This window comes from Pseudarthrobacter sp. CC12 (genome assembly GCF_039907755.1).
GTDB classification, from domain to species: Bacteria; Actinomycetota; Actinomycetes; order Actinomycetales; family Micrococcaceae; genus Arthrobacter; species Arthrobacter niigatensis.
The window spans coordinates 41,220-56,744 of record NZ_JARDJH010000023.1; the positions used below are offsets into that span (position 1 = coordinate 41,220).

Below are 15,525 nucleotides of genomic sequence, written 5' to 3' on the forward strand. Positions count from 1 at the left end.
GCCTACCGTCCGGAACTTCCGCTGGGCGAGGAACCACCCCGGCTGGATTACAACGATTCAGGCAGCGATTTCCGTGTACCCGGCATCTTCCCGGCGGAGGTCTCCGCGTTCCCCCGCGAGGAAAGCGCGCCTGCCCCACACCAGGACGTATGTCCAGTACGCCCCGAGGACCGCCGCGCCAATGCCTATCCGGGCCCAGGCAGGGAGCGGGCTGGGGGTGACAAACCCTTCCACCAGCCCCGAGACGAACAGGACCAGGACCAGTCCAAGGGCCACCGTTACCAGCGACCTGCCTTCTTCGGCCACCGCCCGTCCCCTGGTCTGCGGACCAGGCGAGACCATGGCCCAAAAGATCCGCAGTCCCGCCGCAGAGGCGACAAACACGGCGGTCAGCTCCATCAGCCCATGAGGCAGGATGTAGCTGAAAAAAATGTCGGACTTACCAGCGGCGGCGAAGATTCCGGCAGCAACGCCCACTCCCTGGGCATTCCCGAACAGGATCATCGGTACCCAGACCCCGGTGATCCCCAGGGCCACGGCCTGTGCGCTGATCCACGCGTTGTTGGTCCACACTGCGCCGGCAAAGGACGCTGCCGGGTTTTCCGAGTAGTAGTTGATGAAGTCCTGGTCCACGTACTGGGCGGCCGCGGTCTCGGACGCCACGGCCCTGAGGGCGTCCGGCGACGTCCCGATCCAGGCCGCGTACGCGGCGGCGATGAGCACGAAAGCCGTTCCGCACGCCAGGGTGAGCCACGTGAGCCGGTACAGCGCGGCGGGCAGCGCCACCACAAAGAACCTGGCGAGGTCGGCCATCGCGTTGGACCGCGCCCCGGTAAAGCGTGTCCTCGCCTGCGCCAAGGTGGCAGAGAGGGAAGCGGACAGGCCACCCTCCGGGGCCATGGAGCGGACCAGCGACAGGTGGCCGGACGCTGATTGGTACAAGGTCAACAGCTCGTCCGACTCGGCGCCGGTGAGCCTCCGCTTGCCCGCAAGCTCCTGCAGCCGCGCCCACTTGTCCGCATTAACGGCGGCGAAGGCATCCATGTCCACGGCTACAGCCTAGCGGCCGCACTAGACTTTGACCGTCCGCACCGTCGGATGGTCCACATCATCAGCCGCGGAGGGAAAGGACGCAGTATGAGCCAGATCATCACCGGCGAGGCCGTGGTCCTCGAGCTTCGGCCCGCGGGCTTTGCGGCCCGGGCACTGGGCCTGGCCATCGACGCCGTTTTCCACGTGGTCCTGCTCGTGCTGATCATGCTTGGCCTGGCCGCCGCCGGCAGGGACCTGGACGGCGCGGCCGCGCGCGCCCTTGGCCTGGCCGCCGTCGTCTTCTGCCTGGTGGTGGTGCCCGTGGGAATCGAAACCCTGACCCGGGGCCGGTCGCTGGGGAAACTGGCCACGGGTCTGCGGGTGGTGCGTGAGGACGGCGGTGCCATCCGGTTCCGGCATGCCGTGATCCGGGGCCTCACCGGATTCCTTGAAATCTACCTGACGTTCGGGGGGCTTGCCCTCGCCGTCGCACTCTTCAACGACAAATCCAAGCGGCTCGGCGACCTGCTCGCCGGCACGTACGCCGTGCGAAGCAGGGTTCATGCAGAAGCGGCCCTCCGGGTTTTCGTGCCGCCCTACCTTCAGGCGTGGGCGGCCGCGGCGGACATCGGGCGGATCCCTGACGCCACGGCGCGCAGGGCTGCCCAGTTCATCCGCCAGGCGGGCCGGATGGCTCCGCTTTCGAGGGCCGGCATGGCGCAGGCGATCGCCGGGGAACTGTCAGCCCATGTGGCCCCGCCGCCACCGCCGGGGACGGGCCCGGATGACTATCTGGCCGCCGTCGTCGCTGAACGACGGAACAGGGAGTTCACCAGGTTGTCCCAGTCACGCCGGCGGAACACGGAGATGGGACAGCGGCTGCAACGGTTGCCGTTCGCCGAGTGACTCAGTTGTCGTACTCACTCCACGGAATGTTCCAGTCGCCATATCCGTCGGTGTTCGCCGCGTAGTCACCCTCCGTGTTGATGATCTGGACGACGTCGCCGGTTCCCATATTGTCGAACACCCAGGCTGCCCCGTCCGGAAGGAACCCGATGCAGCCGTGGGACACATTCGCGTTGCCGATATACGGATAAGCGGACTCCAGTGCCTGGTGGATGTAGGCCCCGCTGAGGGTCAGGCGGATGGTGTATTCGACGTCGGCCTCACCGTAGTACGCGGGATCGTCCGGCTTCAGGCCGATACTTGCCGCCCTGAAGTGGTCAAAGCGGTTTTTCTCCATGAGCACGGCATATCCCTTGGCGGAGGGGAAGCGTTTGTCCCCCATGCTCACGGGCAGCGTCTTGACGGGCTGGTCGTTGACGCTCAGCGTGAACGTGTGGGCCGTGGCGTCCGCGATGGCCACCTTCTTGTCCCCAATATTGACGTTGACTTTCTTATTGAAGTTGGCGATCTGGCCGTTTCCAAGGTCGACGCCGAAGAGCTGCATGTCCATGGTGACGGTGGAGTTCGCCGCCCAGAAGTTCTCGGGACGGTACCGGACCATGGTGTCGCTGTACCAGTGGAACGCCCCGGTCTGTCCCGCCGTGGTGGTGATCTTGATGGCCTTTTCCACGGCGGCGCGGTTGGTCACCGGCTCGCTGAAGATGATCTGGAGGGGCTGGCCGACGCCCACCTTCATGCCATTCAGGGGGTAGATGGCGGCATCCGCCTCATGTGAGCTGGAGACGGTGTTGAAGGACTGGGTGGTGCTGGTCTCCCGCCCTGCACTGTCCTTGACAACATAGGTGTAGCTGTACCCGGTGTTGAATTCCAGAGGCGCGGTAGCGGACCATGAGGTCCCGCCGGCGTCGATGCTTCCGTCGATGCTCTTCCCCGCGATGCTGGCCAGGGTGACGCGCTGAATGGTCCCGTTGCCCACCTTCAGGGAAACCGGCGCGGCGGGGTTGACCTGCTTGGCGCCGTCGGCGGGTGCGGCGTCGACCTTTACCGGCGGGACAACGGGCGATGCGATGCCCGGGGATGTGCGCAGCGCGGAGCCTGCTTCCGATTCAAGGGGCCCGCCTGCGAGTCCGGGAGCGACGGCGGCAAAAACCCCGCCCACGGCAGCCAGGATACAAACGGCAGCCACGGCAATGATTTTCTTGGCAGTCCCCCGGCGGCGGGGCTTTACATCAGGCTCCATGTTTTCGATCCTACGTGCAGAAAATAACGGGCCCGGGCACGTTGCGCGCCCGGGCCCTTACGTCTCAGTAACGATAGTGCTCGGGCTTGTAGGGGCCTGCGACGTCAATGTCCATGTATTCCGCCTGGTCCTTGCTCAGCTCAGTGAGTTCAACTCCCAGTGCGTCAAGGTGCAGCCGGGCCACCTTCTCGTCAAGGACCTTGGGCAGGACATAGACCTTGTTGTCGTACTCGTGATGGTCCCGCTTGGTCCACAGTTCGATCTGGGCAATGGTCTGGTTGGCGAACGAGTTGCTCATGACGAACGACGGGTGGCCGGTGGCGTTGCCGAGGTTGAGCAGCCTGCCTTCGGAGAGGACGATGATGGAGCGCTCGGCATCCTGTCCCTCATCGAAGACCCACTCGTGGACCTGCGGCTTGATCTCAACCTTCTTCACGCCGGGGATCCGGGCAAGGCCCGCGATGTCGATTTCGTTGTCGAAGTGGCCGATGTTGCCCACGATGGCCTTGTTCTTCATGCCGGCCATGTGCTCGGCGAGGATGACGTCCTTGTTGCCGGTGGTGGTGATGAAGATATCGCCCTGCGCCAGGACCGACTCCAGCCTGGCCACCTGGTAGCCGTCCATGGCTGCCTGCAGTGCGCAGATGGGGTCGATCTCGGTGACGATCACGCGCGAGCCCTGGCCGCGAAGAGCCTCGGCGGCGCCCTTTCCGACGTCGCCATAGCCGCAGACGACGGCGACCTTGCCGCCCATGAGCACGTCCGTGGCCCGGTTGATGCCGTCGGGCAGGGAGTGGCGGATGCCGTACTTGTTGTCGAACTTGCTCTTGGTCACCGAGTCGTTGACGTTGATGGCGGGGAAGAGCAGTTTGCCCTGGTCTGCGAGCTGGTAGAGGCGGTGGACGCCGGTGGTGGTTTCTTCGCTGACGCCCCTGATCGTGGCGGCGGTGCGGGTCCACTTCTGCGGGTCTGCAGCCAGGGAGCGGCGCAGAACGTCAAGGAAGATACCGTATTCCTCCGAGTCCTCGGGGTCTGTGGAGGGAACAGTGCCCACGGCTTCAAACTCCACGCCCTTGTGCACCAGCATGGTGGCGTCGCCGCCGTCGTCCAGGATCATGTTGGGGCCAAGCTCGGGGTTGGCCTCGGCGCCCGGCCAGGTGAGGATCTGTTCGGCGGTCCACCAGTATTCCTCAAGGGTCTCGCCCTTCCAGGCGAACACGGGCACGCCCTGGGGATCCTCGACGGTGCCCTTGCCCACCACCACGGCTGCGGCGGCTTCGTCCTGGGTGGAGAAGATGTTGCACGACGCCCACCGGACCTCGGCGCCCAGCGCAGTGAGGGTCTCGATCAGGACAGCGGTCTGGACCGTCATGTGCAGGGAGCCGGCAATCCGTGCGCCCTTGAGCGGCTGGGAGGCCCCGAACTCCTCGCGGAGGGACATCAGGCCCGGCATCTCGTGCTCGGCAAGGCGGATCTGGTGCCGGCCGGCTTCGGCCAGGGAGATGTCGGCAACTTTGTAGTCAAAAGTCATGGGTGGTCCTTTGCTTGGTCCGGGTCCTGGTCCAGTCCCCGTGCTGCTGTGTTTGTGCGTGCGGAGGCAGGTGAACTAGAGCCCTGCCGCAGCGGGATCATGCTGGTCCGAACCTGCGGAGGCGGCTGCCGCCAGCAGCTCCGGAGGCAGCAGCAAAGGGATCCCGTCCTCGATGGCGTACCGGTTCCTGATGCCCGTGTCCCCGGCGGCGGTGCCCACCAGTTCGTCCCCCTCCTGCACCAGGGGCGAGCCGGTCACGGGGCAACGCAGGACGGACAACAGCTCGGGACTGATCTTTGGCATTTGTTCATGCTCCCCTGGCGGGCGCGCTCGCGCCGGTGGCGGAAAAGATGTGCAGGTTCCAGCCTACCGCCAGATGGGGTTCAGGACGGTTCCCGAAGGACCCGCAGGTGTCCACGGCGTGCGCCTTCGGTGCCGGCTGGCGCTTCCAGGGCGGAGTGGTGTGCCCGCTGGGCGGGCGCCTGCGGCTCCGCGGGGAGGGCGGCGGCGTCGCGGACGGCGTTGGCAAGGGCCAGCAGGTCGTCGGGACCAGGTTGTTGCGGGGTGGACGGCATGGCCAGCCGCAGTACTTCCCAGCCGCGGGGAACTGTCAACGAATCAGCGTGCTGCTCGCAGAGGTCGTAGCAGTGCGGTTCGGCGTAGGTGGCCAGCGGACCCAGGACGGCGGTGGAGTCGGCATACACGTACGTCAGGGTGGCTACCGCCGACTGGCGGCAGGCAGACCTTGAACATTGACGGATAGCTCCCACGACATCACAGACTACCCCTTCGCCGGCGAAAAGCCGCGCATTGCCGCTCCGGCCGACGCGCCCGCGGGGCACAGCGGATGTATCGCGTAAATCCTCCCCCGGGTTTACAGTCGATGTATGCAGTCATCGAACCATGAATCAGGTTTTTCGGTCCGGTTGGCTGACCCGGATGCCACCGCGGCGATGGGTGCGGAAACCAGTGGCAGGAGCTTCTCCCGGCGGCGCCGGAACCGCCACGGGCGCGGCCTCCGCGGCGAGGTGATGCTGCCAACCCATCCCGGCTACCGGACCCGCGCCGACCGCTTTGACGACATGGTGCTGGACTCGGCCCAGCGGCTGCACGACATCTGGGGCAAGACGCTGGACGGCGTGCGGTTCGGCGTGGACGAAATCCCGCCGGAGCTGGAACAGTTGGCGGCGACTGCGTCCACCCCGCCCATGGGCTCCTACACGCCGGCCGCGGACGGGGACGGCCCCACGATTACGGTGTACCGGCGGGTGGTGGAGCAGGCGTGCTCCAGCGTCGAAGAACTCCAGGACCTGGTCCACGACGTGGTGGTGGAACACACGGCGGAGATGCTTGGCGTGGCGCCGGAAACTTTGGACCCGGTTTACCGCCGCCGCTACTGAGGAGCCGGCCCGCACGGCGGGCTGCCTGAGTCGCCTTTACTAGTAGCCCAGGCTGACCGGGACGGTTTCCTGCCCGGCTGCAGCGGCCAGGAAGGCCAGGGAGGAAACGTCGTTGCGGCCTTCCTGCCCCACGAGCACCGAACCGTAGGCGGCATCCCCGGACGCCGACACCACGTAGCCAACGACGTCGGCCCCGCCGGCCTGGTCGGGAATGCTGATGGAGGCTGTGGTTCCCCCGGCGATGTCCGCAGTGGCCGCGGCGCGTACCTTTCCATCGGCTGTGATGGGCGAATACGTGATAGTGGCCCTGGAGTCCAGGACGCCGAACACCAGCTGGCGTTGGCCGCCCTTGGGAACCGGGACCACGTGCTGGCTGCCCAGCCGAACGGCTGATGCTGCCCAGGCCACATCCGAGGGCTGACCGGCCTGGAGGCCGCGGGTCATCCGGGCGGCGGCAAGGAAGGAGACGTCGGAAGAGGCAGCAACCGTGTACTGGCCGGCGGGTACCCCTGCCAGGGAAACCTCAGTTGTTGAACCGGCCTTTGCGGTGATGACGCCGCCGGACGGAAGCGCGTGCTGGCCGTCGCGTCCGTACAGCTTGATCTCCACCACGGCGTCAGAAGCGCCGGGCACCGTCAGTTCCAGGGCGGGGCCTGCATCCCGGTAGCCGGGCTGTGCCGTCAGGGAAGCCAGCCCGGCAGGGTCCTGGATATCCACTCCCGTCATCACCTGGCGTACCCCTGGGGCAGTCCCCGGGCTGATGTAGTCCACGCCGCCGGGAGTGAGTCCGCGCAGGAAGCTCTGTTGGATGGAGGCTGCGACCGGTCCACCGGCGCTGCGGACGTGGACGCTGAGCTGGGACTCGTTGGGGGCGAGCCCGGCGAGGACCACGCTGCGGGTGGTGCCGGGGGCAACCAGCAGGCCACGGCTGCCGGGCGCCTGGATCTGGCCGCGGCCCCCGAACAATTCGAGGCTCACGGTAGCTGGTGTGCTGGAGGCGTTGGTCAGGGCGAGCACGGAGGTGCGGCCCACCGTGGTACTGGCACCAGCAAGCCACTGGTCATTCGAAGGTTGCCCGCAGGTTGCGGCAGCACTGCCCTGCAGGTCACCGTCTGTGGCTGTATATTTCATGGCCCCGGCGGCCGACGCGTTCTGGTTCGCGACGGCGTTGGCACTCACGACGTTCACCTGGTCCACAGTCCGGTCTGCCACCACTCCGGCGAGGAGTTCCTGCGGGGCTGCGGCAGTCGGGGCTGGCCCCGGATCCTTGGCAATTTCGACGGCGGCCGTTCCGTCCAGGTGCGCCAGCCGGCTGCCAGGCAGCACGCCGCCGGCGCTGAGCACTGCGGCGCTGACCCTGGTTGCGGCCGTGGCCGACTCCGGCCGGAACTGGGCGTCCGTCCCCGCGTCCGTGCCTTCCAGCAACCGCGCAGGGCCGGGGCATACGCCGAGGCTGGCCCCCGCAGGGACGGCTGCTTTGGCTGCTGGCACTGTGCGGCTGGATGCAGGTTCCGCCACCAGCGATCCAGCCGTGACCACGGCCCCGGCGCCGGCGAGGATCAGCACGCCTGCGGCCACCCCGGCGATCGAGGCCGCCCGGCCTTTCCCGCCCGGCAGCCGCGTAGCGCCGCGGCCGGGGCCTCTCGGCCCCTTCCCGGTTCTGTGCACGCCCGCGCTGGGTTTGCCGCCAAGACCGGGCTCTTCTGTTGCCGCCGCCTGCCCGCCGGCCAGGGGCTGCCCAGCAGCGTCCGGCGTCCCGGTCTCCGGTGTCCCGGTCCCTGGCGTGCCGGTGTGCGGGATTCCGGTGTCCCGGATTCCGGCGTCGGCGTTGGCATTGGCCTTGCCGGCAGGTGGGGTGTGCTCATGCATGTTGGTGTTCCTTACGCAGGGAGCCCTCGTCCCGTGAGAGGCCGGTCCGTGGCCGCCGGGCCGGCATGGGGATTGCCAGGATGACGGTCAGCCCGATCACCGTGATTTGACCGGCTGCAGCCCAAAGGGACCAAGGGTTCTCGTAGCGGACCGTCAGTTGGCCGGCGGACGCAGGCAGGGTGAAGGCCTGTGACCAGCCTGAGGTGGTGGAGGTCAGTTTCCGGCCGTCGAGCCAGGCTGTCCAACCGGGATCGGCACGCTCGGCGAGGACCACCAGCCGGCCCTCCGGCCCGGCGGACACGGCGGTATCGACGCCTTCAGCATTTGATGCCACCAATGCCGTGGCCGTACCGCCTGCGTCGACAATACGGACCCGGTGGGCCACATCAGCGGCCTGGGTGCCGCGCTGGTTCAGGGGGCTGATGCGCCACAGCCAACCGACGTCAGTCTGTCCCACGGCCACCAGGCCCGGGACTGCGTCCATGCGGCTTGCGGTCAGCTGGGCTGCGGTGTCGGCGGAGCGCAGGACCACGAAGCCGACGCCGAGTTGTTCGAGGTCGGAACGGGGGTCCACGCCCTGCCCGGCCACCATGGTGGCCACAACGCGGCGGACGGCTGCGGTGACGTCGTCGTCGTCGCGTATTTCTTCGGAACCGGGTCCGCCAATGATGTTCCTGGCGGAGGCGATGGCCGAGAGGCTGTCCAGCGTGGTGCCTGCCCCGCGCATGAGCGAGGCGTTGAAGGTCCCGTCGTCACCGGTGCCGAGGAGGAGGGTCCGCGTTTGCTCGGGTCCGGTACCGCGGTCAACAGCGGTGGCGGGAAGGGAGCGGCCGGTGGCAGCCTCCACGAGCCGCGGAATGCCCAGCGCTCCCCCGTCCGCCGAAGCGGTAGGGGTTGTGCCGGCTGCAGGGCCCTGCGCTGCCGGTGCGGCAGCTGCCGGGGTGGCCGGACGCAGCAGGTTCTGCGCGGACCAGGCGGCCATCCCTGCCAGCGGGCCAGCCAGCACCAGCACCAGGGCAACGGCCAGGCCGGCGCGGGCCGCAGTCCTGGTTCCCGCCCCGGCACCGGAGGTCCGGTCCGCAGCGGCCAGGAGCTGCTCCCAACCGAGCAGTGCCGCTGCAAGGAGGGCAAAGGAAGCAGCGGACACGGCAGGTCCGGGGAACGGCGCCACGATGACATCCGAGTTCAGTCCCGTGGCAACGTGGCCCGCGAACCAGCCGCTGGCCAGGGCGATGATCGCCGCGGTCCAGAACCACCTGGCAGTCCGCGCCCGGCGTCCTGCGCTGAAGATTCCCACGACGGCAAGGACCAGCACCGGCCCGGCAATGAGCACGGCGAGCAGCAGGGCCCATGGCACCGGGCCGCCCGCGAAGGCCGACAGTCCATGGAGGCCACCGGCGGGGTTGAACGACAGGGGTTGGCCCATGAACTGCTGCCACAGAGGCGCTGCCTCGAATCCCAGCGGGAGGCCCGGGTCTGCCAGGAGCGCGCGTGGCCTGTCGAGGGTGGACAGCGCGAACGGGACGAACAGGGCCGCGCTGGGCAGCAGGGCCCACCACACGGTCCGTCCGCGCCGTCCCAGCAGGACGCCGCACAGCACGATGACCAGGGTCGCGGGAAGAAGAAGGGAGGGCGCCGAGGCGGTGGTGACCGCCAGCGCCAGGCCCGCAGCAGCAGCGGCCGTCCACGACGGCACACCGTTGATGCCCGCCTTCGCCGGGAGTTGCTCACCGGCCGGGTAGCCGGGCGCCGTAGTGGCGCCGAACCGTCCGTGGCCAATGGCCGAACCCGTGGCCCGCAGCAGGCCCAGGACCACCAGCGGCAGCATGATGTGGGCAATCAGGGCACCTGCCCGGCCCTGGTTCAGCGCGGCCTGGAGTGCCGGCGCCGCAGCCCAGAAGAGGGCGGCTGCGAAACGGAGCCGCCGGCGTTCGGTGACTCCGCCAGCGGCGAACCACGCGGTGAGTCCGGACAGCGGGGCACCGAGCAGGAGCAGCCAGGCCATGGCAGCGTTGGCATCGCCTCCGCCCGCGAGGCCGATAATCCAGAGGACGTAGTCAAAGGGATCGCCGCGGCCGGGAAGGCCCGCTCCGAGGCTGATCCACCAGCTGGAGGCGTTGTGCCAGATATCCCCGAGGCCTGCGGAGACCGGGATCAGGGCACCGCCGGAGACGGCGGCGGCACGGAACAGTCCTGCCAGCGCCAGCAGCGAGGCCACTGACGCGATGATGACGGCGGCCAGGGCGCCATTGCCCACCCAGCCGCGCTTGCTGGTGGCCAGGGCCGCGAAGTCGTCCGCGGCGTCGCCGGTGGGCTGGTGTGCGAGCGGGTCCTGGACAAGGTGGTCCGCGCCTGACCCGTCCGATCCCAGCGCCTCCATCAATGACCGGCGGTGGCTCCGCACCTCCCGGCGGGGCGTCTGGAGCTTGCGGATGACCGACCGGCGGATGCGCCGCGTGCGTTTGGCCGCCCTGCGGGCCTTGGCCACGGCCCGGGGCCTGCCCAGCGCCGCGCAGGTGGCGAGGAGCTGGGAAATGCCATGTCCGGGATCTTTGACGACGATGCTCAGGAGCAGCTTGAAGAGGCTGCCGAGCAACGCGCCGATGCCGTGGACGGGCACCATCCAGAGCGGGCTGTGCTTCAGGCGGAGGTGGACCTGCGCTTTTCGGGCGGCTGACGGGTTCCCCAGGGCATGGGGCCGGTGCGCCACGTGGAACATCCGGGCCGCAGGAACCACTACTACGCGGTGGCCGGCAAGTCGGTTCCGCCAGCAGAAGTCGACGTCGTCTCCGCTGCCCGGCAGTGCGGGGTCGAAGCCGCCCAACTCTTCCCAGACATCCCGCCGCACCAGCATGCCGGCGGAATTCACCGCGAACGTGTCCGTGCGGCCGTCGTACTGGCCCTGGTCCATCTCGTCCGCGTCGATGAGGGTAAGCCGCTCGGCCCAGCGGCTGGTGGAAAGACCCACATCCATCAATTTCCGCGGCGAATGCCAGTCCAGCTGCTTGCAGCCCGCGACCGTAACAGATGGGGCCCGCTCCACGGCGCCCAGGAGTTCCGCGAGGGCTTCCGGCGCCGGCGCCGCGTCGTCGTGCAGGAGCCAGATCCACTCCGTCCGGCCGGAACCGGCATCTCCATCGAAGGGCACGAGCGCTGCCAGCGCTGCGGAGACAGCGGAACCCATGCCGCCCTTGCCCCGCGAATGGCTGACAACGGCGGCCTCCCCCAAGGCCCGGCTGAGGAGGCTGTAGGAATCGTCGCCGGAGCCAGCGTCAACGCCGACAGCGCGGTCAACCAGGCGCGTTTGGGCGGCCAGTGCCGAAAGGGTTCTGGGCAGATAGGCACTGCCGTTGTGGGCAACCACAACGGCAGTGACATGGACATCCTGAAGAATTAGATTGCTCGCTTCCTAAGCCGCCGGCGCTCGCGCTCGGAAAGGCCTCCCCAAATGCCAAACCGTTCGTCATTGGCCAGCGCGTATTCGAGGCACTGGGACCTTACGTTGCAGGCGCCGCAAACCTTCTTGGCGTCGCGCGTTGAGCCGCCCTTTTCGGGAAAGAATGCTTCCGGGTCGGTCTGGGCGCACAAGGCGTCAGTCTGCCAGCCGAGCTCGCCTTCGTCATCGAAGTCCTGCTGCAGCGGCAGTCCAATCCATACCGGCTGGACAGTCCCGGCGGCCAACTCCATGGGCGGATCCAGATCCTCCTCCGGCTCGGCGCCCCCGTCCAACAGGGCTTCATGCGCCGCGAGGAACGCGGTGGCCTGGTCCTCGAGGACACTGGTGGAATTCCTGGTGTACCTCTCCGCAGCATCAGGATCTGCGGGATCCACGTACCAGTCGCTGGGCACCCCCCGCGCACGGTACTTTGCCGTTGCCTGGCCGGCCACGACGGCATCTTCCTGGATACGCTCTGCTTGCCCCACGGCGACCCTCCTGATGTTTCAGCCATTGCCTGGATACGTGGACACTCGGTTGTGTGCCGGTATTTACGCAATTGCTTTAGTTACCTAATTACACGTGTGTAACTAGGGCTAGTCAAGCCGTTGCCGGGATAATAGACAGTCCTTGTTCAGAAGTTTGCGCACGCCACGCCCGGGATTCTTGCCGGCCCGGGCGTGGCGCGGGCCGCAACCGGCCGAAGGTGTACAAAAACCCGTCAAAACGCAGTGCTGGCGGGGAAAATACCCGGTCTCCGGCAAAATAGCAAGCAAACTTAGCACCTGTAGTGATTAACATCACTCACGCTTCCGCGGCATGCAACCGAAGCCATCGCCGGATGATCCTGTCATTGCGGAGTGGCAGGATGAACCCATGACGACAACCCCCGCAATTGACCTAATGGGCACCCTGCGCTCAGGCAACTCAACGTCACCACGGCTCACCTGGTACGGACCCGATGCAGAGCGGGTGGAGCTCTCGGGACGGGTCCTGGACAACTGGGTGGCAAAGACCAGCAACCTTCTGCAGGATGAGCTGGACGCCGAACCCGGCATGCGGCTGCGCCTCGCCCTTCCGGCGCACTGGAAAGCGATCGTGTGGGCGCTGGCGTCCTGGCAGCTTGGCCTGGAAACAGTCCTCGACGGCGGTCCGGCGGACTTCCTCGCCACGGACGACCCTTCCGGGGCCACGGGAGAGGACGCCGCCGTCATTGCCGTTGCACTCCCGGCACTGGCCATGCGGTGGCCCGGGGAGCTTCCCGCCGGCTGCCTTGACTATGCTGCCGAGGTGCGTTCCCACGGGGACGTGTTCATGGCGCACACCGACCCGGATCCGGAAGGATGCGCCGTCCGCACCAGCGAAGGGCGTACTGTCCCCCACCGGGAGCTGTTGACCGGCTTTGCCGTTGCACACGAGGAGGGTGCCAGGGTGCATGTCCCCGCGGACCGCGGGCTCGAATCAGCTTTGTCCAGTGCGCTGGGGGCCTGGCAGCGGGACGGCTCCGTGGTGCTGACCCATCCCGGAGTGGCCCTTACCGACAAACTGCGGGCGGACGAACGCATCCACGGCAGCTGACCTCCACGTACGCCTGCTAGGCCTGCGGGCCGCCGTCCACGGTGGTGGAAGCTGGACGCTCCGCGGCGCGGGCGGACTCGCGGTGCGGATGGGCTTCGATGATCTCGTGGTCGTGGGAGAACTCCGGCTCCTGGTCCAGCTCCTGGTTGAAGACCAGGAAGCGGTAGGCAAAGAAACGGACAACCGTGGCTACCAGGATGCCAGCCACGCCCGCCAGGAACAGCAGGTTCTTGTTGTCGATTCCCATTCCGTACTTGGCCAACGCCGTAAAACCGGTGGAGATGCCGATGCCTATGCCGTTGATGATGACGAACATGACAAACTCGCGGAGCACGTTGGCCTGGCGGCGGTGGCGGAAGGTCCAGAAACGGTTGGCCACCCACGAGAAGATGGTGGCAACGGTGGCGCCGACAAAACGTGCCTTCGCCTCGCTGTCCGACATGGGGCCGTGCATGAGGTAGTAGGTCAAGCCGTTGTCGATGACGAACGCCACACCGCCCACCGCCCCGAACTTGGCCACCTCGCGCCAAAAAAGTGAGGCGAGCCCCCGGATACGATCTGCAAGTGAGCTAAACATGACCCTCCATGGCCTGACGAACTGTGGGCCACGTGGCCAAAGCTCCATTTTAGCCCCCAAACCTTTGAGCTGCCCGGGAGAACTTGGTCACCCTGGGCTCTGCGGGGCGGAAACCGCGGTGGCATGCCGGGTTGCAAAAGCGGGATTGGGCCCGTCTTCGGTAGGCTGGCACATGTGACTTTTCCAGTGATAGGCGTGGTTGGCGGCGGCCAGCTCGCGCGAATGATGGCCCCTGCCGCTACAGCACTCGGCTTTGAACTCCGTGTCCTCGCCGAGGGCGAGGACGTGTCGGCGGTGTCGGCCGTACCCGCCACTCCAGTGGGCGACTACAAGGACCTGCAGACGCTCCTGGACTTCGCCCAAGGCCTGGACGTCATGACCTTCGACCACGAGCACGTACCGACCGGCCACCTCCGCGCCCTGCAGGACGCGGGGGTCAACGTCCAGCCCGGGCCGGACGCCCTGGTCCACGCCCAGGACAAGCTGGTGATGCGTGCCGCCATCGACCGGCTGGAACTGCCCAACCCGGCATGGGCGTCGGTGGCTGACGTTGATGATTTGGTCCGCTTCGGCGACGGGACAGGCTGGCCCGTGGTGCTCAAGACCCCCAGGGGCGGCTACGACGGCAAGGGAGTGCGAATCGTCGCATCTGCGGAAGAGGCCGCGGAGGCCGCGGACTGGTTTGCCTCCATGAGCCCGCTGCTGGCCGAAGCGAAGGTCGAATTTACCCGCGAACTCTCCGCGCTCGTGGCGCGGACTCCGGATGGCGAGGCACGGGCGTGGCCCGTGGTGCACACCATCCAGGTCGATGGCGTCTGCGATGAGGTGATTGCGCCCGCGCTCGAGATCCCCCTGGAGGTCGCCGCCGCCGCGGAGGATGCGGCACTGCGCATCGCCGCCGAGCTGGACGTTACCGGCGTGCTCGCCGTGGAACTGTTCGAAACCCCTGGTTCAGGTGCCGGCTTCCTGATCAATGAACTGGCCATGCGGCCGCACAACACCGGCCACTGGACCCAGGACGGTTCCATCACCAGCCAGTTCGAGCAGCACCTTCGCGCGGTCCTGAACCTGCCGCTGGGCGCCACCGATGCCCTGGCTCCCGTTACCGTCATGAAGAATTTCCTGGGCGGCGACAACCAGGACCTGTACGCCGCCTACCCCATGGCACTGGCCGCCGAACCCGCGGCCAAGGTCCACTGCTACGGCAAGTCGGTGCGGCCGGGACGCAAGATTGGCCACGTCAACCTGACAGGCGGTTCCACGGCAGAGGTTGATTCGGTCCGCCGCCGCGCCACGGCCGTGGCCGGCATCATCCGCGACGGGCGGGTCACAACAGACGAACCGTCCGCGATTTTCGAGGAGAACGCATGAGCGCCGAAGCCACCCCAGCAGTTGGTACCGCCGCGGGCCCCCTGGTGGGCCTGGTCATGGGCTCCGATTCAGACTGGCCGGTCATGGAGGCCGCGGCGGACGCCCTGGCCGAATTCGGCATTCCCTTCGAGGCGGACGTCGTCTCCGCCCACCGGATGCCCACCGAGATGATCCGGTACGGCCAGACGGCGCACGAGCGTGGCCTTCGGGTCATCATCGCAGGGGCGGGCGGCGCAGCCCACCTGCCCGGAATGCTCGCCAGCGTCACGCCACTGCCCGTGATTGGCGTCCCCGTTCCGCTGAAGACCCTCGACGGGATGGACTCCCTGCTCTCCATCGTCCAGATGCCGGCAGGCGTCCCGGTAGCCACAGTCTCCATCGCCGGAGCCCGGAACGCCGGGCTCCTGGCTGTGCGGATGCTGGCCTCCGGCACCGATGAACTCGCCGACTCGCTGCGGGCGGACCTGATCGACTTCGCCGCCGACCTGAACGCAGTGGCGACCCGAAAGGGTGCGAACCTTCGCCAAAAGGTCAGCGAAGTCTTCCCCGGCGGGTCCAGCCCCCTTCGGGGCAGCCGTTAGGGCG

General features: G+C 67.6%; 14 protein-coding genes. 5 read left to right on the plus strand and 9 right to left on the minus strand.

Going from position 1 to position 15,525, the window contains the following annotated elements:
• Positions 1-57: 57 nt before the first annotated feature.
• Complete coding sequence (locus tag PV772_RS15405; RefSeq protein ID WP_210411262.1) at positions 58-1,050, minus strand: stage II sporulation protein M; 993 nt, start codon at positions 1,048-1,050, stop codon at positions 58-60.
• 87 nt (positions 1,051-1,137) lie between these two features.
• On the opposite strand from PV772_RS15405, the gene PV772_RS15410 reads away from it, so the two are divergent.
• A complete protein-coding gene (locus tag PV772_RS15410) occupies positions 1,138-1,938 on the plus strand; it encodes an RDD family protein (RefSeq protein ID WP_141161153.1) in 801 nt (266 codons plus the stop codon).
• A gap of 1 nt (position 1,939) precedes the next feature.
• On the opposite strand, the gene PV772_RS15415 is transcribed toward PV772_RS15410, so the two are convergent.
• The 4 genes from PV772_RS15415 to PV772_RS15430 all read right to left on the minus strand — a co-directional run bounded on the left by PV772_RS15415 (position 1,940) and on the right by PV772_RS15430 (position 5,479).
• Entirely contained in the window at positions 1,940-3,178 is a 1,239-nt protein-coding gene (locus tag PV772_RS15415) for an Ig-like domain-containing protein (RefSeq protein ID WP_141161154.1), read from the minus strand.
• Between the two features lie 64 nt (positions 3,179-3,242).
• A complete protein-coding gene (gene ahcY, locus PV772_RS15420) occupies positions 3,243-4,709 on the minus strand; it encodes an adenosylhomocysteinase (RefSeq protein WP_141161155.1) in 1,467 nt (488 codons plus the stop codon).
• Positions 4,710-4,784: 75 nt separating this feature from the next.
• Positions 4,785-5,012, minus strand: a complete 228-nt coding sequence (locus PV772_RS15425; protein ID WP_141161156.1) for a hypothetical protein — start codon at positions 5,010-5,012, stop codon at positions 4,785-4,787.
• An 80-nt stretch (positions 5,013-5,092) separates the two neighbouring features.
• Positions 5,093-5,479, minus strand: a complete 387-nt coding sequence (locus tag PV772_RS15430) for a DUF3499 domain-containing protein (protein ID WP_141161157.1) — start codon at positions 5,477-5,479, stop codon at positions 5,093-5,095.
• Between the two features lie 117 nt (positions 5,480-5,596).
• On the opposite strand from PV772_RS15430, the gene PV772_RS15435 reads away from it, so the two are divergent.
• Positions 5,597-6,109 (plus strand): metallopeptidase family protein, encoded by a 513-nt coding sequence (locus tag PV772_RS15435; RefSeq protein WP_141161158.1) that lies wholly within the window; start codon positions 5,597-5,599, stop codon positions 6,107-6,109.
• 39 nt (positions 6,110-6,148) lie between these two features.
• Here the strand turns inward: PV772_RS15435 and PV772_RS15440 are convergent, their stop codons facing one another.
• Genes PV772_RS15440 through PV772_RS15450 form a run of 3 tightly spaced genes read right to left on the minus strand, consistent with a single transcriptional unit; the run spans position 6,149 to position 11,902 of the window.
• On the minus strand, positions 6,149-7,978 hold the full coding sequence (locus PV772_RS15440; protein ID WP_347886697.1) for a DUF5719 family protein: 1,830 nt from the start codon (positions 7,976-7,978) through the stop codon (positions 6,149-6,151).
• Positions 7,971-11,372 carry a glycosyltransferase gene (locus PV772_RS15445; RefSeq protein ID WP_347886706.1) on the minus strand — a complete coding sequence of 1,134 codons (3,402 nt, stop codon included), beginning with the start codon at positions 11,370-11,372 and terminating at the stop codon, positions 7,971-7,973. The genes PV772_RS15440 and PV772_RS15445 overlap by 8 nt, the downstream gene beginning before the upstream one ends.
• Positions 11,372-11,902 carry a WhiB family transcriptional regulator gene (locus PV772_RS15450; RefSeq protein ID WP_141161160.1) on the minus strand — a complete coding sequence of 177 codons (531 nt, stop codon included), beginning with the start codon at positions 11,900-11,902 and terminating at the stop codon, positions 11,372-11,374. Before PV772_RS15450 ends, PV772_RS15445 begins: the two co-directional genes overlap by 1 nt.
• A 388-nt stretch (positions 11,903-12,290) precedes the next feature.
• On the opposite strand from PV772_RS15450, the gene PV772_RS15455 reads away from it, so the two are divergent.
• Complete coding sequence (locus PV772_RS15455; protein WP_347886698.1) at positions 12,291-12,992, plus strand: TIGR03089 family protein; 702 nt, start codon at positions 12,291-12,293, stop codon at positions 12,990-12,992.
• Positions 12,993-13,008: 16 nt separating this feature from the next.
• Here the strand turns inward: PV772_RS15455 and PV772_RS15460 are convergent, their stop codons facing one another.
• A complete protein-coding gene (locus tag PV772_RS15460) occupies positions 13,009-13,569 on the minus strand; it encodes a GtrA family protein (RefSeq protein WP_141161162.1) in 561 nt (186 codons plus the stop codon).
• Between the two features lie 174 nt (positions 13,570-13,743).
• On the opposite strand from PV772_RS15460, the gene PV772_RS15465 reads away from it, so the two are divergent.
• Positions 13,744-14,940 carry a 5-(carboxyamino)imidazole ribonucleotide synthase gene (locus PV772_RS15465; protein ID WP_141161163.1) on the plus strand — a complete coding sequence of 399 codons (1,197 nt, stop codon included), beginning with the start codon at positions 13,744-13,746 and terminating at the stop codon, positions 14,938-14,940.
• Positions 14,937-15,521, plus strand: a complete 585-nt coding sequence (gene purE / locus PV772_RS15470; RefSeq protein ID WP_141161164.1) for a 5-(carboxyamino)imidazole ribonucleotide mutase — start codon at positions 14,937-14,939, stop codon at positions 15,519-15,521. Before PV772_RS15465 ends, purE begins: the two co-directional genes overlap by 4 nt.
• Positions 15,522-15,525: the final 4 nt, after the last annotated feature.

Bases quoted from the DNA above. Each gene is read 5' to 3' on its own strand.
- PV772_RS15440 (WP_347886697.1), bottom strand. From the start codon at position 7,978: ATGCATGAGCACACCCCACCTGCCGGCAAGGCCAATGCCAACGCCGAC.
- ahcY (WP_141161155.1), bottom strand. From the start codon at position 4,709: ATGACTTTTGACTACAAAGTTGCCGACATCTCCCTGGCCGAAGCCGGC.
- PV772_RS15435 (WP_141161158.1), top strand. From the start codon at position 5,597: ATGCAGTCATCGAACCATGAATCAGGTTTTTCGGTCCGGTTGGCTGAC.
- PV772_RS15410 (WP_141161153.1), top strand. From the start codon at position 1,138: ATGAGCCAGATCATCACCGGCGAGGCCGTGGTCCTCGAGCTTCGGCCC.
- PV772_RS15460 (WP_141161162.1), bottom strand. From the start codon at position 13,569: ATGTTTAGCTCACTTGCAGATCGTATCCGGGGGCTCGCCTCACTTTTT.
- PV772_RS15415 (WP_141161154.1), bottom strand. From the start codon at position 3,178: ATGGAGCCTGATGTAAAGCCCCGCCGCCGGGGGACTGCCAAGAAAATC.
- PV772_RS15455 (WP_347886698.1), top strand. From the start codon at position 12,291: ATGACGACAACCCCCGCAATTGACCTAATGGGCACCCTGCGCTCAGGC.
- PV772_RS15425 (WP_141161156.1), bottom strand. From the start codon at position 5,012: ATGCCAAAGATCAGTCCCGAGCTGTTGTCCGTCCTGCGTTGCCCCGTG.
- purE (WP_141161164.1), top strand. From the start codon at position 14,937: ATGAGCGCCGAAGCCACCCCAGCAGTTGGTACCGCCGCGGGCCCCCTG.